This window comes from Marinobacter sp. B-12 (genome assembly GCF_056857915.1).
In genome coordinates this window covers 64,179-86,643 of the sequence record NZ_JBSXOB010000052.1, presented here as the reverse complement: position 1 = coordinate 86,643, position 22,465 = coordinate 64,179, and the positions used below count along the sequence as shown (strand labels likewise).

17 protein-coding genes are annotated in these 22,465 nt (G+C 57.4%); 9 read left to right on the top strand and 8 right to left on the bottom strand.

Annotation, left to right across the window (positions count from 1 at the left end; genetic code table 11):
* Positions 1 to 3 precede the first annotated feature (3 nt).
* The 5 genes from AC13D2_RS09790 to AC13D2_RS09770 all read left to right on the top strand — a co-directional run bounded on the left by AC13D2_RS09790 (position 4) and on the right by AC13D2_RS09770 (position 10,259).
* On the top strand, positions 4 to 687 hold the full coding sequence (locus AC13D2_RS09790) for a GntR family transcriptional regulator (protein WP_007152330.1): 684 nt from the start codon (positions 4 to 6) through the stop codon (positions 685 to 687).
* Position 688: 1 nt separating this feature from the next.
* The gene (gene smc / locus AC13D2_RS09785) at positions 689 to 4,183 is read left to right on the top strand and encodes a chromosome segregation protein SMC (protein WP_300498387.1); all 3,495 of its coding nucleotides are present in this window, start codon (positions 689 to 691) and stop codon (positions 4,181 to 4,183) included.
* Positions 4,184 to 4,324: 141 nt separating this feature from the next.
* Positions 4,325 to 5,329 (top strand): cell division protein ZipA, encoded by a 1,005-nt coding sequence (gene zipA, locus AC13D2_RS09780; RefSeq protein WP_300498389.1) that lies wholly within the window; start codon positions 4,325 to 4,327, stop codon positions 5,327 to 5,329.
* Positions 5,326 to 7,356, top strand: a complete 2,031-nt coding sequence (gene ligA, locus AC13D2_RS09775; RefSeq protein ID WP_300498391.1) for an NAD-dependent DNA ligase LigA — start codon at positions 5,326 to 5,328, stop codon at positions 7,354 to 7,356. Before zipA ends, ligA begins: the two co-directional genes overlap by 4 nt.
* Positions 7,357 to 7,508: 152 nt before the next feature.
* On the top strand, positions 7,509 to 10,259 hold the full coding sequence (locus tag AC13D2_RS09770) for a hypothetical protein (protein ID WP_300498393.1): 2,751 nt from the start codon (positions 7,509 to 7,511) through the stop codon (positions 10,257 to 10,259).
* 25 nt (positions 10,260 to 10,284) lie between these two features.
* Here AC13D2_RS09770 and AC13D2_RS09765 read toward each other — a convergent pair whose 3' ends face one another.
* The 3 genes from AC13D2_RS09765 to AC13D2_RS09755 are packed head-to-tail and all read right to left on the bottom strand — an operon-like array spanning position 10,285 to position 13,538.
* Positions 10,285 to 10,917 (bottom strand): CBS domain-containing protein, encoded by a 633-nt coding sequence (locus AC13D2_RS09765; RefSeq protein WP_292048227.1) that lies wholly within the window; start codon positions 10,915 to 10,917, stop codon positions 10,285 to 10,287.
* 60 nt (positions 10,918 to 10,977) lie between these two features.
* Positions 10,978 to 12,894, bottom strand: coding sequence for a bifunctional tRNA (5-methylaminomethyl-2-thiouridine)(34)-methyltransferase MnmC2/FAD-dependent 5-carboxymethylaminomethyl-2-thiouridine(34) oxidoreductase MnmC1 (mnmC, locus tag AC13D2_RS09760; protein WP_292048228.1), 1,917 nt, complete (start codon positions 12,892 to 12,894; stop codon positions 10,978 to 10,980).
* Between the two features lie 26 nt (positions 12,895 to 12,920).
* Positions 12,921 to 13,538 carry a peptidylprolyl isomerase gene (locus AC13D2_RS09755; protein ID WP_420391089.1) on the bottom strand — a complete coding sequence of 206 codons (618 nt, stop codon included), beginning with the start codon at positions 13,536 to 13,538 and terminating at the stop codon, positions 12,921 to 12,923.
* Between the two features lie 242 nt (positions 13,539 to 13,780).
* Here AC13D2_RS09755 and AC13D2_RS09750 point away from each other — a divergent pair, with 242 nt between their 5' ends.
* On the top strand, positions 13,781 to 14,518 hold the full coding sequence (locus tag AC13D2_RS09750) for a cyclic di-GMP-binding domain-containing protein, MshE-related (RefSeq protein WP_300498395.1): 738 nt from the start codon (positions 13,781 to 13,783) through the stop codon (positions 14,516 to 14,518).
* A gap of 38 nt (positions 14,519 to 14,556) precedes the next feature.
* Here the strand turns inward: AC13D2_RS09750 and AC13D2_RS09745 are convergent, their stop codons facing one another.
* From AC13D2_RS09745 to flgA, 3 genes are all read right to left on the bottom strand, one after another.
* Positions 14,557 to 15,027 (bottom strand): flagella synthesis protein FlgN, encoded by a 471-nt coding sequence (locus tag AC13D2_RS09745; protein ID WP_292048230.1) that lies wholly within the window; start codon positions 15,025 to 15,027, stop codon positions 14,557 to 14,559.
* 7 nt (positions 15,028 to 15,034) lie between these two features.
* Complete coding sequence (flgM, locus tag AC13D2_RS09740; RefSeq protein ID WP_213479835.1) at positions 15,035 to 15,361, bottom strand: flagellar biosynthesis anti-sigma factor FlgM; 327 nt, start codon at positions 15,359 to 15,361, stop codon at positions 15,035 to 15,037.
* Between the two features lie 179 nt (positions 15,362 to 15,540).
* On the bottom strand, positions 15,541 to 16,245 hold the full coding sequence (flgA, locus tag AC13D2_RS09735) for a flagellar basal body P-ring formation chaperone FlgA (protein ID WP_300498396.1): 705 nt from the start codon (positions 16,243 to 16,245) through the stop codon (positions 15,541 to 15,543).
* A gap of 197 nt (positions 16,246 to 16,442) precedes the next feature.
* Here flgA and AC13D2_RS09730 point away from each other — a divergent pair, with 197 nt between their 5' ends.
* From AC13D2_RS09730 to AC13D2_RS09720, 3 genes are read left to right on the top strand one after another with little or no spacing between them, the layout of a single operon-like run.
* Positions 16,443 to 17,375 carry a chemotaxis protein CheV gene (locus tag AC13D2_RS09730; RefSeq protein WP_292048233.1) on the top strand — a complete coding sequence of 311 codons (933 nt, stop codon included), beginning with the start codon at positions 16,443 to 16,445 and terminating at the stop codon, positions 17,373 to 17,375.
* A gap of 39 nt (positions 17,376 to 17,414) precedes the next feature.
* Complete coding sequence (locus AC13D2_RS09725; RefSeq protein ID WP_300498397.1) at positions 17,415 to 18,242, top strand: CheR family methyltransferase; 828 nt, start codon at positions 17,415 to 17,417, stop codon at positions 18,240 to 18,242.
* 9 nt (positions 18,243 to 18,251) lie between these two features.
* Positions 18,252 to 19,442 (top strand): MFS transporter, encoded by a 1,191-nt coding sequence (locus tag AC13D2_RS09720; protein ID WP_300498399.1) that lies wholly within the window; start codon positions 18,252 to 18,254, stop codon positions 19,440 to 19,442.
* A 4-nt stretch (positions 19,443 to 19,446) separates the two neighbouring features.
* Here AC13D2_RS09720 and AC13D2_RS09715 read toward each other — a convergent pair whose 3' ends face one another.
* Both AC13D2_RS09715 and AC13D2_RS09710 read right to left on the bottom strand, forming a co-directional pair.
* Positions 19,447 to 20,853, bottom strand: a complete 1,407-nt coding sequence (locus AC13D2_RS09715) for a sodium-dependent transporter (protein WP_300498401.1) — start codon at positions 20,851 to 20,853, stop codon at positions 19,447 to 19,449.
* Positions 20,854 to 20,914: 61 nt separating this feature from the next.
* Positions 20,915 to 21,976, bottom strand: a complete 1,062-nt coding sequence (locus tag AC13D2_RS09710; protein ID WP_292048238.1) for a Glu/Leu/Phe/Val family dehydrogenase — start codon at positions 21,974 to 21,976, stop codon at positions 20,915 to 20,917.
* Positions 21,977 to 22,465 lie beyond the last annotated feature (489 nt).

The following is a 22,465-nucleotide window of genomic DNA, read 5'->3' as shown; positions in this document are numbered from 1 at the left end:
TTTATGAGGTTTCAGGCCCCCGAAAGTCTTTCCGAACAGATAGCCCAGCACCTGGGGCAGCGCATTGTGACCGGCGACCTGAGGCCGGGCGAGCGAATCCAGGAACTCAAGGTTGCCGGTGAACTGAATGTCAGTCGTGGTTCCGTTCGTGAGGCGCTGTTGATTCTTCAGCGCCGCCATCTGGTGGATATTTTTCCTCGCCGTGGTGCTGTGGTGTCCCGTTTGACTCCGGAGCTCGTCAACAGCCTCTACGATATCTACATTGATTTGCTGTGCATGCTGGGGCGTAAGGTGCTGGAACGCTGGTCCGGCAGCGAACTGTCTGGCGTGATGGGCCAGGTGCGAGAGCTTCAGGCGGTCATTGATGCGCTCAATTCCTCTGGCGGAGATGCTGCCGAGCAGGTGATTGATGCCGGATTCGGGGTAATGCGCTACGCCTATGGACTGGTGGAAAACCCGTTCCTTGAGGAAACCCTGGAGAATTTCCGGCCTGCGATCAGCCGGACTTATTTCGTCGCGCTGGAGAACTTCCGCGATGAGTTGGCGGAAACCGGGCGCTTTTTCCGGCAACTTGCAGATGCAGCTGTGCGTGACGACTCCGCCGGCCTTGAAACCGCCATCTGTGAGTTTGGTGAACACCAGCGTGAACAGGTACTGAGTATTCTCAGGGAAGAGGTGAGCGCCTGATATGCGCCTGAAGTCCATCAAACTGTCCGGTTTCAAATCTTTCGTTGATCCCACCACTGTGCCGTTTCCGTCCAACATGACAGCGGTCGTGGGCCCCAACGGTTGTGGCAAGTCCAATATCATCGATGCGGTGCGCTGGGTGATGGGGGAAAGCTCGGCCAAGTATCTCCGTGGCGAGTCCATGTCGGATGTTATCTTCAATGGCTCCAGTGCGCGCAAACCCGTTGGCCAGGCCTCCATAGAACTGGTGTTCGACAACAGCGACGGCTCAGCGCCCGGCGAGTTCGTGCGTTTCAACGAAATTTCGGTACGCCGCCGTGTGTCCCGCGAGGGGCAGTCGGAGTACTTCCTGAATGGCTCCAAATGCCGACGTCGTGACATTACCGACCTCTTCCTCGGGACCGGGCTGGGTCCCCGCAGCTACGCCATTATCGAACAGGGAATGATCTCGCGACTGATCGAGGCCAAGCCGGAAGAATTGCGGGTGTATATTGAGGAAGCTGCGGGTATCTCCAAGTATAAAGAGCGTCGCAAGGAAACCGAAAGCCGCATCCGCCGGACCCAGGAGAACCTGGAGCGCCTGACGGATCTTCGGGACGAACTTGGCAGGCAACTGCAACACCTTGAGCGTCAGGCTCAGTCGGCAGAAAAATACAAGGCCTACAAGCAGGAAGAACGCCAGAAAAAGGCCGAACTGACGGTGTTGCGCTGGCAGTCTCTGGACACCGATCTTCAGACCTGGCGTACCCGCATCCGGGATACCGAGCTAGAGCTCGAGAAGCAGCTGTCTGAACGGGTCAGCCTCGAAACGGCTCTGGAATCCCTGCGGGACGGGCATCAGGAGCGTAACGAACATTTCAATCGGGCGCAGGCGCGTTACTACGAAGCCGGTGCTGACATTGCCCGCATTGAGCAGAGCCTCGAGCACCAACGCGAGCGCAGCCGCCAGACGGCAGCGGAACTGGACCAGGCCATGGCCAACCAGCGCGAATTGGCTCGGGAACTGGAACAGGATGAAGAGAAACTGACGGGCATCCAGGAAGAACTGGATATGTTGGAGCCGGAGCAGGAGGCGCTGATCCTGAAATCGGAGGAATCCGGCGAAAAGCTCCAGAGTGCCGAGGATGCCATGAGCGAGTGGCAGCACAACTGGGAGGACTTCAGTTCCCGGTCAGCGGATGCGCGCCGGCAGGCAGAACTGGCCCAGTCCAGTATCCGTTCCCAGGAAAATGCCATTGAACAACTGCGCACCCGTCAACAACGGCTTCGAGAAGAACAGGATCTGCTGGAAGGGCAGGTTGATCGGGCAGAACTGGACGACCTGCTGGAGCAGCAGGAAACCCTGGAGTTGCAGAGGGAGGAAGCCTCTGAGCGAATCAACGTTGTCCAGGACGAACTCCAGGAGGCACGCCACCATCAGCGGGACGCAGAGCAGGCTGCCACGGATGCGCGCCAGCAGGTCCAGAGCCTGAGGGCATCGCTGGAATCCCAGCAGGCCCTGCTGGACGAACAGATGGGAAGCCAGGACGACACTTTGCAGGCGTGGCTCAACAAACACAGCCTCAGCGACAGTCCACGACTGGCTACGCAGCTTCGGATAGACGATGGCTGGGAATTTGCGGTAGAGCAGGTCATTGGGCGTTTCAGCCAGGGGCTGAGCGTGCCCGGGCTGGAGGGCGTGCACTCCGACATGAACGATGCTCCCCGAGGTTTGGCATTGGTGAATAGCGATACCAGCGCCAATCGTCCATCAGAGGGGCTCGCAAGCAAGGTATCCGGCGCTGGGGGCATGGCACCCTTGCTGGCGCTTGTTGATACTGCGGAGTCCATGGAGGACGCGCTGGAACGACAGAAAGGTTTGGCGCCGGGCAGGAGTCTCATAACCCCCGAGGGTGCCTGGTTTTCCGCCGACTGGGTGTTGATGCCCGATTCCGACGCGGCCCAGATTGGTGTCATCGAGCGCCAGAAGAAAGTCACCGCACTGGCGGGAGAATTGGAACAGGCGGAAGCCTCGCTGGAAGCCGCCACCGATAACCTGGACCGGTTGCTGGAACAATCAGAACGGGCGGAAGCCGCCAGGGACGAGGCCCAGGGCCGGCTGGCGGATGCTGATCGGGAACTCGCCACCCTGTCGTCCAAGATCAGCGGCCTGAAAGCGCGTGCGGAACAGATTGATGCAAGGCTGCAGCGCATTCGTGACGATCTCACGGACGTGTCCATGAATCTTGAAGAACAGCAGGGGCAACTGCTGGAAACCCGGGAGGAGTGGCAGCAGGCCCTGGCATCGACGGAAGACAGTGATGAAGAGAAGGAACGACTGCTTGAACGTCGGGACGTGCTGCGTGAAAACCTTGACCGGCTTCGTCAGGAGGCTCGGCACGATCGGGACCATGCCCACCAGTTGCAGCTCCAGCTTCAGTCCCTGAACAGCCAGCGTGATGGCTTGCGTCAGACCATTGACCGAATGCAGCTGCAGAAAGAGCGCCTGGACGAGCGCCTCGACATTCTCCGTGAAAGCCGCGAAAACGCCGAAGAGCCCATCGAAGACCTACAAATGCAGTTGGAAGGCCTGCTGGACAGGCGTTTGGCTGAAGAGGGAAAGTTGGGTGCTGCCCGGGATGCCCTTGAAGAAATTGATCAGGAGGTGCGCGATCGGGAGCAAAGTCGCAGCCGCATAGAGCACACCATCCAGGACGTCCGCGCCAGCCTCGAGAAGCTGAAAATGGAATCCCAGGCACTGGAGATTCGCGCCAGCAATCATCTGGAACAGCTTGAGGAACTGGACGTCCGCCTGCAGGAAGTGCTGTCCACCTTACCTGAAGATGCCAGCGAGAAGGCCTGGGCGGAAGACCTTGAAAAAATCGGATCCCGGATTCAGCGCCTGGGTGCTATCAACCTCGCTGCCATCGAGGAGTACCAGGTTCAGAGCGAGCGCAAGACCTATCTGGACAGCCAGCATGAAGACCTGATGGAAGCGCTGGAAACCCTGGACAACGCCATACGCAAGATCGATCGTGAAACCCGGCAGCGCTTCAAGGAGACGTTCGACCAGGTCAATGGGGGGCTCCAGGCGCTGTTCCCGAAAGTGTTCGGAGGAGGCAATGCTTACCTTGAGCTTACGGGGGAGGATCTGCTGGAAACGGGCGTTGCCATCATGGCGCGGCCGCCGGGCAAGAAAAACAGCACCATTCACCTGCTTTCCGGTGGGGAGAAGGCATTGACGGCCATCGCATTGGTGTTCTCTATCTTCCAGCTCAATCCGGCCCCGTTCTGTATGCTGGATGAGGTGGATGCACCGTTAGACGATGCCAACGTGGGACGATACGCCAACATGGTCAAGGAAATGTCAAAACAGGTACAGTTCATCTACATTACCCACAACAAGATTGCCATGGAAATGGCCGACCAACTGATGGGGGTCACGATGCATGAGCCAGGATGCTCACGGCTGGTATCCGTAGATGTGGACGAGGCTGCCGCACTGGCTGAAGCGTGATGCCTCGTCGCTGGCGGACAGGCGGTCACGGTTTGTGCAAAAATGACAAAACTGCCATCTGGACTGTGTTTGCGTTGTATTCATTACAGGCTTTTCTTAGAGTAGCAACGATATCTGATCTGCAAACAGGACAGCACCACTATGTCTCTTAGGGAATGGTTAATTGCCATCGGCACCCTGGTTATCCTCGGTATTGTGATTGATGGTTTGCGCCGGATGAGGCGCGCCCGCAAGGAATCAATCGCGATCTCCTCTGGCATGGGCGCGGATGATCTCGACGATTCCCCGTTGGAGCAGGACTACAACCCTGAGCTCCCCAATGGAGGGGCGCGCACCATTTCACGGGACACGCTGGAAGAGCGCGGCTACGTCAAGCCTGAAAAGAGTCGGTTCGCCAGGCCCAAGCCCAAACCGACCAGGCCGGTGGTAAGCAGCGCGGGCGTTACGGGCAAGGACAACGCCGAAGAACCGGCGGCAGCGGCTGAACCGGACGCGGAAAATCTGGCTGCCAGTGAACCCAGTGACGTTGAATACGATTCCGACACCGGTTGGGGTGCGGTTGACGAAGAACCTGAAGCCGATATTGCGGACACTGGCCCTGATGAAGACGCAGCGCCCCCCACTGTAACCACCGAGGTGGAGGAGGACACTGCAAGGCGGGAAACCGCGGCACGACAATCAGGGCAGCCCCTCGCAGGCGCCAACCGGCCGGAGGCCCGGGAAGTGGTCGTTATCAATGTTTTGGCAAAAAGTGAGCAGAATTTCGCGGGTACCAAACTCAAGGCGCTGTTCGAAGCCTGCGGCCTGGAGCATGGCGACATGGACATCTACCATCGCCACGAGCAGTCGGACACCACCAGCCCGGTCCAGTTCAGCGTGGCCAGCGCCGTTGAGCCCGGTACCTTCAAACCCGAGGATATGCCGGCCTTGTCCACGCCGGGGATCAGCTTCTTTATGAGCATGCCCGGGCCCACCAATTCCATGCAAGCCTTCGAGTTCATGCTGGAAACGGCGCAGTGCGTGGTACGCAATCTTGGCGGTGAACTGAAGGACGAGCGGCGAAGCGTGATGACCCCGCAAACCATTGAACACTGCCGCCAACGCATCCGCGAGTTTGAACGCAAACAACGATCCCCCAGACAATGACCAAAGCCTCTCCCGACGTTATCAGCCGGGCCGGAGAACTCCGGGACATCATCACTGAGCATAACTATCAATACTATGTTCTGGACGATCCCCGCGTACCGGATGCCGAATACGACCGCCTGTTCCGGGAATTACAGGACCTGGAAACGCAATACCCCGATATTGTGACGCCTGATACCCCCACCCGACGAGTGGGGGGATCGGTGGAAACCACCTTCGAGGAGGTGGTTCACCGTATTCCCATGCTTTCCCTGGACAATGCGTTCAGTGACGAGGAGCTGAGGGACTTTGATCGCCGGGTGAAAGGCCGGCTCAAGACCGGCGACGACATTGAGTATGTCTGCGAGCCCAAACTGGATGGGCTGGCCGTTAGCCTTCATTATGAATCCGGCGTGCTGACCCGTGCAGCCACTCGAGGCGATGGGTATACCGGTGAGGACATAACCGCGAACATCCGCACCATTCCATCGGTGCCCCTCAGGCTTCGCGGAGGCAAGGTTCCTGAGCTGGTGGAAGTCCGGGGCGAAGTCTATATGCCCCGGGAAGGGTTCGAAGCGCTGAACAGACGCCTGGCGAACAAGGGTGAGAAGACGTTTGTTAACCCTCGCAATGCCGCCGCTGGCAGTCTGAGACAGAAAAAGCCCACCGTGACGGCTCGACGCCCACTCGAATTATGTGCCTACAGTGTTGCGCTTGAAGACGAAAGCCTGCTGCCCACCACACATTGGGAGGGCCTGAAACAGGTCAGCGCCTGGGGGTTCCGAATCAACCCCGAGATGCGTCGGGCGACCGGCGTGGAGGACTGCCTGCAAGCCTACAATGAGCTGATGGATAAACGGGCCACGCTCCCTTATGAAATCGATGGCATTGTTTTCAAGGTAAATAGCCTGGCATTGCAACAGCAGTTGGGGTTTGTTTCCCGTGCCCCCCGATGGGCCATCGCCCAGAAATTCCCGGCGCAGGAAGAATTGACGATCATTGAAGACGTGGAGTTCCAGGTCGGCCGTACCGGTGCGATCACGCCAGTCGCCAGGCTCAAGCCGGTATTTGTGGGAGGCGTCACGGTTAGCAACGCCACTCTGCATAATATGGACGAGATCCAACGACTGGGTGTCCGTATCGGAGACACCGTGTTCGTTCGACGGGCCGGGGACGTGATCCCCCAAGTGGTCAAGGTTGTGGCCGAACGACGCCCCGACAACGCCCGTGAAGTCGAACTGCCGGATGCCTGCCCGGTATGCCAGTCCGACATTGTGCAGATCGAGGGCGAAGTGGTGGCCCGCTGTTCTGGCGGGCTGTTCTGCCCGGCACAGCGCAAGGAAGCCATCCGGCACTATGCGTCCCGCAAGGCCCTGGACATAGAAGGGTTGGGGGACAAGTGGATTGATATCCTGGTGGACAGGGAGCTGGTGAGCACCGTTGCTGACCTGTACCTTCTTAAGAAAGCCGACCTTACCGGCCTTGAGCGTATGGGAGAAAAGTCGGCGGGTAACCTGATCGACGCTATCGATCGATCCCGCAATCCGGTCCTTTGGAAGTTCCTCTACGCTCTTGGTATCCGGGAAGTGGGTGAGGCGACGGCCAAAGCCCTGGCCAGTCACTTTGGAACCCTGGAATCCATCAGTGAGGCTGATGAGGATACCCTGCAGTCAGTGCCGGACGTTGGGCCCATTGTCGCCGGTCACATTCGTAGCTTCTTCGACCAGACCCACAACCAGGAAACCATCCAGGCCCTGAAAGACGCAGGGGTTCAATGGCAAACTGAAGTGATCACCGCCAGTGAAAAGCCCCTGAAGGGAGAAACCTGGGTACTGACCGGGTCTCTGTCTGGCATGACGAGGGACGACGCCAAGGCAAAACTGGAGTCCCTGGGGGCCAAAGTGGCGGGAAGCGTCTCTGGCAAGACCTCCTGTGTCGTCGCCGGCGAAGCCGCCGGCTCGAAACTGACGAAGGCCGAAAACCTGGGTGTCCCGGTGATGGACGAGTCTGCCTTCGTCGATTTTCTCGCGACCCACAGTCTGGAATAAAACCTCCGGCCACGGCGTACCCTGTGATCCGTCCGTGGCCAGAATCTGAGAACTCGCGCAGATCCTGCCTCCGTGAAATTGATTACCATGAGCTTGTTCTGTAACGGTGTGTAAAGCACCCATAAAAACAATGCTCTGAAACGGACTTTTTCATGCGCGCCGATTCGCTCTCTTGCCTCTCCTGTATTCTTCGCCGTTTTCCCCGCGGGGGCTGTATTGCCCTGCTGTCACTGATCCTGGTTGTCATTGGCGGTTGCAAGACCGAGCAGGACGCCGAAGACCCCTACATTCTGGGAACACCGCCGGACGATGCTTATCTGGGCGTTGAATACGCCTACAATTTTGGCGCTTTCGACAGCGACGACATTCTCGATTATTCGCTTACCAATGCGCCGTCCTGGCTGGCGCTGGAAGACACCAGCAACAAGGCGCGCCAGGGTGTCATCATGCGGGGCGTTCCGGGGCTGACCGGTGGCTCCAGAGGCCGTGATGACCTTGGCACGACGGAAAACATCACCCTGGTTGGCAATGATGGCCGTGCGGCTGGTTCACAGCCATTTGACATTGAGGTCCAGGAAAATGTGCTTAGCCTGGCCATCGACGATTTTACCGAGGGAGAAGCATTTGAGGCGCCGGAGGAGCGTGATAATCGGTGCGAGGCTCCGGATGTCGGAGAAATCGGTCGCCAGACATACGAGGTAAACGAATACGACGATGATGGTGCCGTCGTCAAGACCGTTCAACGCACCAGCGACACCTATCCCGTTCTTGTGCGCGTACTGCTTGATCAGCCCTCTGTCACCCGTGTGTCGGTGGCCTTTGAACTGGACTCAAGCTTCAATCCACAACGCTGTGACGAGGATATTGATCCCCCTCATCAGCGTTGTGAGAATGGCGCCGCCAACGACAACGAGGCAATCATCGGTAAGGACATTGTCGGTTTGGGCACGCAGAGTGAGCCGACCTTACCGGTGCCTTCCTATCTTCAGTATCAGCCGGACGATGACGGATTTTTATCCAAAGGCGTAATCACTCTGGAACCCGGAATCACCGAATGTTACATCCGCCTGGAAGTCATTGAGGACACCGAGGCCGAACCCCTGGAAACCCTGAACATCCGGCTGACCGAAGTGAGGTCTGGCCTTGCCGGGCTTGGCAGTTCCAATTCCGGTGTCAGGGAATTGCTGCGGATAGCGGACAATGAACCGGCCGTGCGCCTGGAAACCTTGGCCGGCGGAACCCGCGATGCGCTTAACGTCGGCGCTGTTCGCGAGTATGTTGCGTTGATCAGCGGCGAACGGGCCGGCGCCTACAGTGTGAAGCTGGGCGAGGATGATGATTCCGATGTGCTCCTGGGCGAGGAGTTCCTTGTGGAAGTCCGGAATGCGGACGGCGACTGGGTGGAAGGGGATCTTCTCACCTTTGCCGAGGGCGTTGAGCAAATGCGCTTTCGCATCCGCATTCCCGACGACTACACCAACGGCCAGTTGGAGAACGATCGCTTCGTTCTGCTGGGTCTGGACGAACGTTATCAGTCGGGACGGGAGAATTTTGCCGCCTCGGCAGATGCTGACAAGCTGCGGGTGAACATCAACGAACTGACCTCATCGCTTGAGGTGGGCAACAGTACGTCGTTTATTCCCACTGACACGGCTTTTGGGCACAACGGCCGTCTTTTCATTGCCGGCTATCGTATCGATGATGGTGACCGTCCCTGGGTGCGTATCGTCACGCAGAAAGGGGAAATAACGGAACAGCGATTGTCAGAGGCCGCCATTGCCCCGGGTGCGGAACCGGTTATCGGTTTTGTCGAGCGTGAGGTCAAGGAAGGGGAGGACGATGTTACCCGCTATGAATTCGTCGTCTCGTTCGGCAGTGGACAGGCACCGGACGGTACCCCTGGCGGCGACGGTGTGGACGCTCATACCCTGCTTTATTTCTTCGACACCGCACAGGATCCGGACAGTTATGTACCGGTTTGGAGCATTGTGACCGGCACACCCGGTGATGACATTCCCAGGTGGACCGGGATTGATGAAGACGGTGGTTACGTAGTGAACGCCGGGGAAACCAATGGCCAGTGGCCGAACGAAACCGCCGCTGGTGGTGTGGACAGCTTTCTCCAGAGAATCGACACCACCGTTGATGGCAATTCGGTTGTGCCGGTGGTTGCCTGGACACGACAGGTAGGATCGGCAGGCCATGATGAGTCGGTTGTAGGGGGCAGTACCTCCACCAGCGGTCCGCTGCTGATCGGTGATTCCTCGGGCGCGGTGAGTGGCCAGTCCCAGCTCGGCGGAAAAGACGCGTTCTTTTTCATCGCCTCCAGCGCAGACAGCACGATTAACGTCAGGCAGCGGGGAACCGCCGGCAACGAAAACCTGTCCGACGGCATCTACGGGACCAACAATGTCTGGCTGGTGGGCCAGGGTGACGGCCATTATCGCGTCGAGTCTGGCGATGGAAACCGCTCATTACGGCGCCGTCAGATCAACAGCCAGGCAGGCTTTGCGTTGTCCTACACGGCGTTGGGTGATGTAACTCGGGCCTTTACTTTCAATGATGGGGATGATGCATCCACTGAATCGCTGCGTGCGGTGCGCACTTACGACCGGGATATTCTGGTCGCAGGAAGTACCAACGGTAATTTCAGCGAAAGCGAGGGAAATAGCCTGATCAATCCCATCCTGGCGCGGATTTCACTTGAGGAAAGCAGCGATGATGACAATGACAGCAGCCGGAAATGGAGAACGCAGTTGCCACTGAATGGGGCAGAGGGCGAAATAGAACGGTTGGAAAATTACCGCGATGACGAAATAACCGCCCTGGTCAAAATCGAAAGTGGTACGTCTGAGACCTGGGAGGTTCGGCTGTTTACTGGAGAGGGGCTATCGTTGCATTAATCGAGTGCGGTAGATCTACCCACGGCTAAACGCTACCCTCGTGCCGGCTGGCGTTCGCGTACAGCTTCAGGTAATCGGTGCTGGTGACGATGCCTGCTGACTGGCCCCTCTCATCAACCACCAGAGCGGCATTCAGTTGATGGGCGAGCATGAGTCTTGCCAACTGGTGGGCATCGGTCTCGGGAGACGAGGTCAGGAAGGCCGGTAACTCAATATTAACGAAACTGGCACTCATGGCGTTCGCATCGGTTTCGTGCAGCCAGGCCAGCAACCAGCGTAGATCCACGAGCCCCGCTACGTTGCCATCTGCCGTAATCACGAGATGGTTAACGCCGTTTTCATCCATGGCGTCCATCGCATCAGCGACGCTTGCGGTGGCTGGCAGAGAATGCAGGGCAGGGGTGCAGATCTGGGATACCGGCAGGTAGGCCCGTCGCTCTTTGGATTCACCGGATGCTGCAGCACCGTATTCCTCGATGGCACGCTGGCGGCCGGAGCGGGCCGCAAGCTGGAATTCGGCGTCGGTTGCTTCACTGTGCCGAACGTCAATATTATGGGATTCACTTAATTCTGTGACATCGCCCACCCGGCGACCCCGGAATATCTCCGGCAGGCGTGTTCCGACGGGTCTGCCGGGTTCACTGACATGAATGGACATAATGATCTGCTCCGGTTGTGACAGGGTCTTTTCCGGTTATCGGCAGAAGGTTTGATTTCTTCAGGCGCTGATTGTTTCCTGCGATGTTATATCTACTCGGTGGCAGCGGTCCGTTGCCACGCGTTTTGCGAGGGATCTGGGTATGCAGGAGGGCTGCCCTGAGAGTCGGTCAGCCAGATATTCTGCGAGCAGCGGAGCGTAACTCAGCCCCTTGCTGCCCAGCCCGGTAAACAGGTTGATTCCTTCCAGTGGTTGGTTACGGGCATCCATTAGCGGACCAGCGACCGGTTGATAGTCATGGGTGGTGCATCGAAACCCGACTTTGCCATCAAGACTCGCGGGATCAAGCTCGCCTGCGTCGCCGTCCATCGCGCCCGGTACCATCGCATCGAGCATCGAAAGGTTATCCCGGTGGCTTTCGATAGACAGGGTCGGCGATGGGTCATGAAGATCGAAGGTGGCACCCGCCAGCGTCATGCCGCCGTGGGCGGGATTGAGGTACCCAGATCCGCACACCACCACATCAGGGCATTTCACCGCCGTCGCCGGCAAGTGAGTCACTTGCCCTCGAATCGCACGGAAACGGAAGTCACCCTTCAGCGGAATAAGGTCCGGTGTCTGATGGCCGGCGCATATCACCACCCGATCGACTACAACATCCTGTTCACCATTGCCCGCAATATGCCATTTGCCATTGCAGGGGGTAAGTCGATGGACATCAAAACCAAAACACTGAAAGATTCGCTCATGCGCCATTAACGCCCGACAAAGCCCGCCGGGCTCAAGCCATCCACTGCGAGGGAACCAGAGGCCTCCCCGAGTCAGCGGAATGCCGGCAAGATCGGACGCCTGTTCCGCACTGATCTGCTGCAATACAGCGTTGGGGTAGTCGTTGCGGGTGATGAAACGGTTCTGGCGGTCTTGCTCGCTGTCACTGTGTGCCAGTTGAACAAGCCCGGAAGGGTGCCAGTACTCGCCGCCGAACTGTTGATAGTAGCGTTGACTGAACAGCAACGATGAGAGGCCGAGCTTTGCCTGATCATTGAACTCGATGCCCAGTTTGACATACAGCGCACCCTGGATATTGCCAGAGGCGGCTGTTCCAGCCTCTTGAGCGCGGTCAATCACAGTAACATGCAATCCACGCTCCGCCAGATTCCGGGCCAGCAGGCTGCCAGCAACTCCGGCGCCAATGATGGCAATGGACTCAACGTCGTTCGCGGCTGGCGGTGTTTCTGGGCTGGTGGCGTCTCCCAGTGTGCCGGCCAACATGTCCCATTTTGGGCCAAATCCGGGAACTTTCCGCATGGTGAAGCCAGCCGCAATCAGCCGTCGCCGCACCTCGCCAACGGATGTAAAGGTGGCGAGAGTCGTGCCGGGCTTGCTGTGGCCCGGTATCGCGTCGATGACTTCACTCGTCCACATGCCCGGATTTTTCGCGGGCGCGAAACCGTCCAGGAACCAGGCATCCGCCCGAAAATCCAGCTCGCGCCAGGCATCGGCTACGTCGCCGAAAAACAGTGTCAGCCTGACGCGACCACCGGCGAGCACCAGGCGATGGACGCCGGAGGTGGGGGCAGGATACTGTTCAAGCAGTTGGTCAGCGTAGACTTTGAGCTCTGGCCACAGAGTAAGTGCTCGGGCAAGGTCGTCGTGAGTCATCGGGTGACGTTCGGCGGAGACGAAATGCAGGCAACCGTTGCGTGGTGTGGCTGTTTCATCCCAGACTTGCCAGGCTGCGAGGAAATTCAGGCCAGTGCCAAACCCTGTTTCTGCTATGACGAAGGGGGAGGCTGCGGTCAATAAGGAGAAACGTTCACGAAGCCGGTTCTGGTCGATAAACACATGTCGTGTTTCTTCAAGGCCATTCTCGCTGCAGAAGTAAACATCGCCAAAGCGGCGACAGCGGGGTGCGCCATTACTCCAATCAATGTCGGCGGTTGCAATGGACGGTAGCCTGGGGTCAGTCACGATCATTGTATCCGGTCAGTAGGCTTAACGGTCTACTCTGCAGCCGTATCGGTTTTCCGCACCGAAACGCTACGGATAATGATGGGGTCCTGCGGCACATCTGCCATGCCTCGGGATCTGACCGTTTTCTTGCCGGCGATGGCATCCACAACCCCCATTCCGCCTGTCACCTTGCCAAATACCGCGTAGCCCGGGCCGCGGACACCTGCGTTCAGGAAGCCGTTGTCGGTCAGGTTGATGAAAAACTGGGAGGTGGCGGAGTCCGGTGAGCTTGTGCGTGCCATGGCGATCGTACCGCGAAGGTTCTTGGCGGTTGGCTTGGCTTCGTTCCGGATAGGGCTACGAGTCTGCTTCTGTTTGAGATCCTGGTCGAAACCGCCGCCCTGGATCATGAAACCCGGAATGACCCGATGGAACAGCGTTCCCTCGTAGAATCCATTTTTAGCGTAGGTGATGAAATTCTCAACGGTTTCGGGAGCGATGTCCGGGCGCAGGGTCACCTCAATGGCACCTTCACTGGTTTCAATAATCACCTGTGGCAGCTCGTTTTGTTGTCCATCAGCCGCCAGGCAATTCGCAACACCCAGCATGAAGGTTACAGATAGAGCGATTTTCATCACATATCGAAACGGTTTTACGGAATTTGTCATTCTATAATGGCTCACGTTGTTAGTATCAGGGAATAGTCGTTAGCTATGGGAATATTTGCTGCGATACTGTCCCCATGAATCCAGTCTGTTGCAGGATGTTAGCAGATAATACTTGTCAAGTCGGGCATATTCCCTGCGGAGTTCATGACTATCAGCTAATCTTCTGTCGCATCAGTGTCATTGATGCTCTCTGACCGAGCCAGGTTGTACGGCAATCACTGTAAAGCTATTGGAGGCATACCTTGAAAATCCGTCAGGGCTTCGAAGAAAAATCCCGTCTCGGTCGGTTGCTGATAAACCGGGGATACCTTTCCGAAATTCAGTTGGAAGAGGGCTTGCACCTACAGCATGAGACCGGTCAACGGCTCGGTGAGGTGTTTATACAATCCGGCTGGATTACCGAGCGTGAGCTCCATCGTGTACTCAGGCACCAATCCCGTTACCGCAACGCGGCAGCCCTGGTCACCATGGCGGTGTTGCCATTTCAGCCACTGGTCAGTTTTGCCGCCGGCAGCACCACGAATGATTCACGTGACGTCACCGACGCCGGCCAACTATACGAGCGTTCCGGTTTGTCGCCGCTTAATGACGACGAGCTGGCCGGTGTGGCCGGGCAAGGTGATCAATCGTTGCTGGATCGTATCGCCAATGTGTCCGCCATGGCTGGAAGTCATGACGGGGCAGGAGAGGTTGATCCGGATGTCATCGAAGGCCTCAAGCTGACAGCGAACATTTTCGTGCCGGTGCTGAACTTCCTGGATTCCAATTTGACGATATCCGGTGTGCATTATCGGGATGATGTTCCTCGTTACGCGGTCCGTGACGATGGCGGACTCACCCTGGCTTTCCCGGAAAGGATCGAGCAGATTCGTATGGACAATATACGAGTCAGCGGCAGCCAGGGGCCTTCCATGGGGAACATCGCCCTCGACAATATCCGCTTCCATCCGGATTCCCAGATGACGATCTATACGCGCTGATGGGATGCGTTGGGCTCCGATTTCTACGGAGCCCCGGGTCAGGCGCTCGCCAGAACGGTGCGGTGTGATACGGCCTTTTGCTCGCCCTGAGCGCCGTAGAGGGTCTGGTGCCCGGCAACGCCGCGGAATATATCAGTCAGACGTGAAAGGCGCTTCTGCAGGTGACTGACAACCCGCCCGTTATTGCTATTCAGCTGGTGACAGGTCTTAAGACGTTCATCGGCGTCCTGCCACAAGTCGTAAACATCTGACAGGCCGGCGCTAAGAATAAACCGTGAGGGGGCTCCGTTTTCAGGTCGAAAGCCCATCGACACCAGTAGGCGGATTTTGAGTTTGGCCCGATCACGAATCTGGCCCAGCAGAGTGTTTTTCTCGCCAGTCAGGGTTTCGAGTTTACGGATATCAGATGTGGAAAGGCAGGCTTTTTCCTGCTGCAGGACGTCCGCCAGGGATTCGAGTTGACGGATGTCCTGGGACAGGAGGTCTTTCAATTCATCAATTGCGGCCATGATTTATTCACCCGAATATGCTTTCATCCATCTCAAGCATTTTCTGGGCCAATTTCTCTGCATCAATCTTGTAGGAGCCGCTTTCCAGGGCAGAGCGAATCTGCTCAATACGGGCATCGTCCATTTCCGGATAATTACCGAGTTTCTGTTCGAGCTGTTTCAGGTTTTTTGCCTGGCTGCTCAAGTTGACGTTTTCACCGCGGGCACTTTGCGCCTGGGACTTGGCCTGCTCAGTCGTTGAGGGCTGAGTGCTCTGGGCACCTGAAGATTTATCGGCCGTGGTTTTCTGGGTGTTGACCTGGCCTGGGCCTATTCCATTAAAGTCAACTGACATAACGTTACCTGCTTAGGTGATCGGCCGCGTTGGGCGGCTCCACAAATTTCATACCTGTATATCGGCATGGCTTGACGTTTCTTTAGCAATTTTTGCAAGAATTGAATGACTCTCTTGTCATCTTTCCGAAAAGCCGGCAATGGTTTGCCGTTCCCGGTGAATCCATGCCGGGAACGGGGCTACATGGGAATTTCAACGTGGCCGGGAGCGGTCACACGGGCACGCACGGTGCGGGAGGACGAGAGGTTTTCAACCAAAACCTGGTCACCAATGCCGCCACTGGCCAGCGCCTTACCCCGCGAGTTTACCGAAAAATTCCCGCTACGGGCGCTAATGATAACATGGTCTCCCCGTTCGATCGCTGCGGGAGTGAGCACCAAATCTGGCGTAAACACCGTTCCAGCGTTAATGCCTCGGCGCATTTCCATGCCAACAAGTTGTTCGATGTTGGTAATGGCCCCCCGTCGAATCGAATTCACGACGACGGAATCTGACTGTATGGCCGCTTTTGTAAGCCTTTCGCCCCGGCCCAGCGGGCGGGCGGCGACCATGGCTTCACCGGTTATAGTGATCGACACTGGCAGAAACATGCGCCAGGGACGGTCACCCTTGCAGGATACCAACAGTGAAGGCTGGGTGCTCTTCCAGGGATCGCCGCTGAAGGACACGCTCAGCGGAGTCTCACAGGTAGCGAGCGAAAGGCGGGGGTCGAGTTGGCCAGTATCATAGGAGACCGTAAAGCCTTCGTTTCCCTGAGCGTCCGAAAATGCCGCCAGAAACTGTTCCGCGCCACTGTGAATTTGTTCGGCCGTCGTCATGGAAGCAAGTGCAGGGCCGGCCATTGCAGTGATTAGCAGTGCGATGATGAAATTGGTGATGCGCATACGAGGCAGTTTGTCCTATGCTGTCATTAACCGGGCAGAGTCCCGTGTTCGGGAATGTCCTAATGATTTCCGGATTCGGCCGTTAAGCCTACCCAGAAAGTCAATTATCCGGCAGTTTCCAGGTGCCGAGTGGCTTTCATTGAAAACGCAGCAAGATGCGTGCCGTCAGTATGTTGGAACAAGCGGGAGATGAAACGATGGCAGGGGTATTGGACAGTGTAAATCAGCGCACCCAGCTGGTGGGGCAGAATCGCCTGGAGCTTCTGTTATTTCGTTTGCGCGGCCGGCAGACATACGGCATTAACGTCTTCAAGGTCAAGGAAGTGCTCCAGTGCCCGAAGCTGTCATCATTGCCGAATAGTCGCCCCATGGTTCGGGGCGTCGCCCATATTCGTGGCGAAACCATTCCCATCATTGACCTTGGGATGTCGATCCGGCTCCCCGGTATTCCCAAGGAAGAAATAGCCACCAGCTTCGTGATCATTACCGAGTACAATCGCAAAACCCAGGGTTTCCTGGTGGCCGGTGTAGACCGCATCGTCAATATGAACTGGGAGAATATCCTGCCGCCGCCAAAGGGGGCGGGTAAGGATGTGTACCTGACAGCGGTAACGCATATTGACGATAAGCTCGTTGAAATCATCGATGTCGAAAAGATACTCTCCGAAGTTTCGCCGTTTGAGGAGGACGTCACCGAAGACGTTCGCAGTCGCAGTTCAGAGCGGGCGCCCGGCCATCTGCCGGTGCTCGTTGTGGACGACTCTGCCGTTGCTCGACGCCAGATAGAGCGATGCCTCACCGCCATCGGCATGGAGGTGGTGACCAAAAATGACGGCAAGCAGGCCTATGACTACTTGAAAGAGTTGACGGCCAATGGCTCCCAGGCCGCCGACCACCTGTGTCTGATCATATCCGATGTCGAAATGCCGGAAATGGACGGGTACACTTTGGTCACCAAGTGCAAAAATGAGCCTGCAATCAAGGACGTATTCATCATGCTGCACACGTCCCTGAGTGGCGTGTTCAACAAGGCAATGGTGCAGAAGGTAGGCGCTGACGATTTCATGGCAAAATTCAGCCCCGACGAGTTGGCTGAAAGAGTCATGGAAATTGTCGATCGCGAGCAGTGACGCCGGTGTCACTTCCGACCCACTCGATACTGAGATCCAATGAAAGCTGAGATAACCCCACAGGAATACGAGGCCTTTAAGACATTCCTGCAGGACGCGTGTGGAATTTTGCTCGGGGACAACAAGCAGTACCTGGTGAAAAGCCGGTTACGGCGGATCATGGAAGAGAACAAGTTGAGTACCCTGGGTGATCTGCTTGAGCGCGTGAAGCGGACCGGCCGCAGCAGTTTGAAGGAAGTCGTGATCGACGCGATGACGACGAATGAAACCCTCTGGTTTCGGGACAATCACCCGTTCCGCATCCTGCAGGAAAAGCTGCTGCCGGAGTTCGGCGACAGAAAATCAGCGCAGTCACTTCGTATCTGGTCGGCCGCCTGTTCGACAGGCCAGGAGCCCTATTCGGTAGCGATGATTATTGAAGAGTTTCGTCGCCAGCGGCCGGGTAGGCTGCGGGATGTGAAGATCACCGCCACCGACATCTCCAAAAGCGTTCTTGAGGTTGCACGCCGTGGCGAGTACGAGATGATTGCCATTGGCCGGGGACTGTCGCCCGAGCGTCAAAAGCAGTTTTTCACTCCCGCCATGAACGGTAGCTGGCAAATCCGACCGCAGATCAAGAACATGGTTGAGTTCAGGGAACTGAACCTGCTCGAACGCTACATGCTCGGGAAGTTTGATATCGTTATGTGCCGGAACGTATTGATATACTTCTCGGCAGAGCTTAAGAAGGACATCCTGACCCGTATCCACGCCACTCTCAATCCCGGTGGCTACCTGATACTGGGAGCATCGGAATCGCTGAACGGGTTGCCTCACCTTTACGAAATGGTGCAGTGCCACCCGGGGATCATCTACCGCAAAAAATAGGCCCACCCAATGCCGATCAATGTATGGATACTGGTCGCCGCCCAGGCGCTTGCCATGTGTACAGCGCCGTTCATCGTTTTTATTGGAAGCATTCACGGACGTCTTCTGGCGCCATCGCCCGAGTGGGCAACCCTGCCCGTAGGCCTTGTGGTTGTTGGAACGGTCCTGGCTATTAAGCCTGCTACGTGGATGATGGAGCGCCTGGGGCGCAAGCCGGTTATGTTGCTTGGCGCGCTGGCGGGTACGGTGTCCGGATTGTTAGGCACGCTGTCAGCCTGGAGTGAAAGTTTCCCGTTCTTGTGTGCTGCGGCGGTTGTGGGCGGAACCGGGCTGGCGGTGGTTCACCAGTATCGCTTTGCCGCCATGGAGTCGGTGGCGCCCGAGATGGCCGGTTCTGCAGCAGCCAGGGTGCTTCTCGGCGGTCTTGTAGCGGCGTGGCTGGGGCCGGAAATTGCGCTTTTAGGTGGTGGAGGTCAAGCCGAATACCCTTTCATGGGCGGCTGGCTTGCACTAAGTGTCGTGCAGGTGCTTGCCATGGTTGTACTGGTTTGCGGGTACCGCGCTAGCGGGGAGCGTGTGCGGGAAGCCTTGGGGGAGGGCGGTCGCCCGATGGCCGACATCCTGAGGCAACCGGTCATATGGGCGGCGATCAGCGCCGCCGCCATCGGTTATGCCCTCATGAGTTTTATCATGACGGCAACACCGCTGAGTATGACGGAAGTGGCCAATCACCCGCTTGAAGATGCCAAGTGGGTGATTCAGATTCACATCATGGCTATGTATCTGCCGTCGCTGATCAGTGGCTGGTTCATTCGTGTGGTGGGTATTCCAAGGATGATGGGGCTGGGATTGCTGGCCTATCTGGGGTGTGTGGCGCTGGCGTTCAGTGGTATCAGCTTTCACCATTACCTGTTTGCACTCATCCTGTTGGGGGTTGGCTGGAACTTCCTGTTTGTCGGCGGAACCACGCTGTTGCCGCAGGGATATCGCGATGAGGAGCGGTTCCGTGTTCAGGGGCTCAACGACCTGATGGTATTCGGCTCGCAGGCGACAGCTGCACTGAGTGCGGGTGCGGTATTGGCGGCGTTTGACTGGAATGGACTGTTGTTGATTGCCATACCGTTTCTGATGTTACACGGTGTCTTGATGGCCGTTTGGCTGATGAGCCGGCCCCAGAACAGGGGCCGGCATCCCGCTTGATTGGTTATACCAGGTTGTAGACGAACACGACGGCTACAGCAACGGGTGTGAAGTAACGCAGGACGCGATACCAGACCGAGAATGTGCCCGGTGACATGGCCAGTTCGCTTTCCAGCGCCTGTCGAGACATTGTCCAGCCGACAAACACGGCGACCAGCAGTCCGCCCAGGGGCAGCAGGATATTTGCGGTCAGGAAGTCCAGAAGATCGAAGATGGTTTTGCCTTCGAACATCGCAAACATGCCCAGCGGTGTCACGTCCGACCACAGGTTCAGTGAAAGCACGGAGGCCACGCCCAGCAACCAGCAGACGATGCCTGCTCCGACGGTGCTCACCGTACGATTCATTCCCTTCTGTTCCTCAAGCCATTCAACAATGGGCTCCAGCAGCGAAATGCCGGATGTCCAGGCGGCGAAGATCAGCAACACGAAGAATAGCGTGCCGAAGAGGCTGCCCATGGGCATTTGTCCGAACGCCAGCGGCAGAGTCTGGAAAATCAGGCCGGGACCGGCGCCCGGCTCAAGGCCATTGGCAAATACGATTGGGAAAATGGCCAACCCGGCCAGCAAGGCCACGGCGGTATCCATGATGGAGACGGTCACGGAGGTTTTGGCGATGGAGATGTTTTTTGGCAGATAGGAGCCGTAAGCCATCATGACACCCATGCCGAGACTGAGCGTGAAGAAAGCGTGGCCCAGGGCAACCAAAACGCCTGAAGTGGTGAGTTTCGAGAAGTCGGGCTGGAACAGGAAGGCGACGGCCTGGCCAAAGTGGCCAGTGGTCATCGCATAGCCCACGACAATCAGCAGGAGCACGAACAGGGCCGGCATCAGAATGCTGACAGCGCGCTCAAGCCCGGAACGTACGCCTCGTGCGACCACGACCATCACCAATGCCATGAACAGGGTGTGCCACAGAAGCAGCTTCATTGGATCGCCCAACAGGCCGGAGAAAATGGCGCCTATGGACTCAGCCGACTGGCCCGCCAACTGGCCGGTGGCGGCGGTGCCCACATAGGAGATCGCCCATCCGCCGATCACCGAATAGAAAGAGAGGATCAGGAACCCCGCCAGAACCCCGACGGCCGCCACCCAACGCCAGGCCGGTTTCAGGCCTTCCTGGCTGGTTATGGCCCGCATGCTGTTGACGGGGCTGTGACCGCCACGGCGACCGACCAATACCTCGGCCATCATGATGGGCAGGCCTACCGCCGCAATGCACAGCAGGTATACCAGGACGAAGGCGCCACCGCCGTTTTCACCGGTGATGTAGGGGAATTTCCAGATATTACCCAGACCCACCGCTGAGCCTGTTGCGGCAAGTATGAATGCCAGGCGCGAGGACCACAGCCCACGCTTGGCTGTTGCCTGGCCCATGGCACCGCCTTCAGCGGATGAAGAAGCATTACTCATTGTATTCTCCTGCTTACTGTTTTTGTTTTCGGGGGAGTGAGTGGCGGCGGTTTAGCCACCATCAACGGGATTTATGCCGGAATCGCTCCTCTGCGAGTTGATCGGCGATCTGCCCGGTGGGCAGGCCATCGCGATCCGAGCGCTGGAAGATTTCCTCCAGGGTATTGGCTATGGAATCGACGTGTTTGCGAACGGCCTGGGGGTCGGGTCCCTTGCGCTCGTAACACACGTCAATAATGCCGCCAGCGTTGATCACAAAGTCTGGGGCATAGAGCACTCCACGTTCGAACAGTGCCTGGTCATGAGCCGGGGTAGCCAGCTGATTGTTAGCGGCGCCGGCCACGATGGTGGCCTGTAGCTTACGAATGGAGTGGTCATTCAGGACAGCGCCCATGGCACAGGGCGCAACCACGTCTACCGGCAGGTAGAGAATTTCGTCGGCGCTAGCTGGCGTCGCGCCCAACTCGGCCACCGCCCGATCCATCTGGTCCTGGTGGACATCGTAAACCCAGAGCTTCGCTCCCGCTTCTTTCAGGTGTCGAGCCAGGCGGTAACCAACGTTGCCGATGCCCTGAACCGCCACATTCAACCCCTCAAGGTCGCTGCGGCCGAGTTTGTGCTTCACGGCAGCGTTAATGCCCACAAAGGTGCCCCAGGCGGTAGCCGGAGAGGGGTCACCGTTGCTGGGCCTGCCATCAAAACCCGGGCGTTCGCTGATGCCGGCAACATTGGACGTTTTACGGCCCATGACCTGGAGGTCGGCAACGCTGGTGCCGGAATCTTCTGCAGCGATGTAAAGTCCGCCAAGCTGCTCCAGGAAACGGCCCATGGATTCTAGCAAAGCCTCGGTCTTGTGCTGGCGGGGATCGCCGATGATGACGGACTTGCCACCGCCAAGATCAAGGTTGGCCAGCGCGGACTTGTAAGTCATCCCCCGCGACAGGCGGAGAACGTCCGTCAATGCTTCTTCGTCACTGGCGTAGGGATACATGCGGCATCCGCCCAGCGCGGGGCCACGGGAAGTATTGTGTACGGCGATAATGGCGCGCAGACCGGTCTCTGGATCGCAGCAAAACGTTAGATGTTCGTGGTGATCGAATTCAGGATGCGTAAATACAGTCATTGTTTGGATTCCTTTTGCTCCGGGTGGTTCTTGCACAGGGATTCGCCCTTGTGACGGAGGCCGGCGGTAGATTGCGGGCGCTGCCGAAACTCAATCGCTATCGGGTGTTGGACGCGATTAACTGCCAGTCGGATTTAGTGATCGTACGAGTGTGGATAGTCGTAAAAGATCCGGTCGGAGCGATTGAGATGCACAAAGCGTCAGAGAAAGGAAAGGAGCTGTAGGGTGTTGCGGGGTGTGGGCGCATGGGCCCATGCTCAAGGACTGATTTACCAGTGACATGCTGAAATCCTCTTCCACCAGGCCGGATCACGGCTTCCGTGGTCATATTGTTGTTATGCCCCGGCAGATAGGCCGGTTGGCATGATTTCATTTGTCGATACCCTTTTGAGGTTCGACGAGAGAAGACTAGATAGCTTTTACATCGTCGTCAATGGTTGAATTTCATGCATTTTTTGGCGATTTTGAAAATTTCAGCGGTAACAGGCA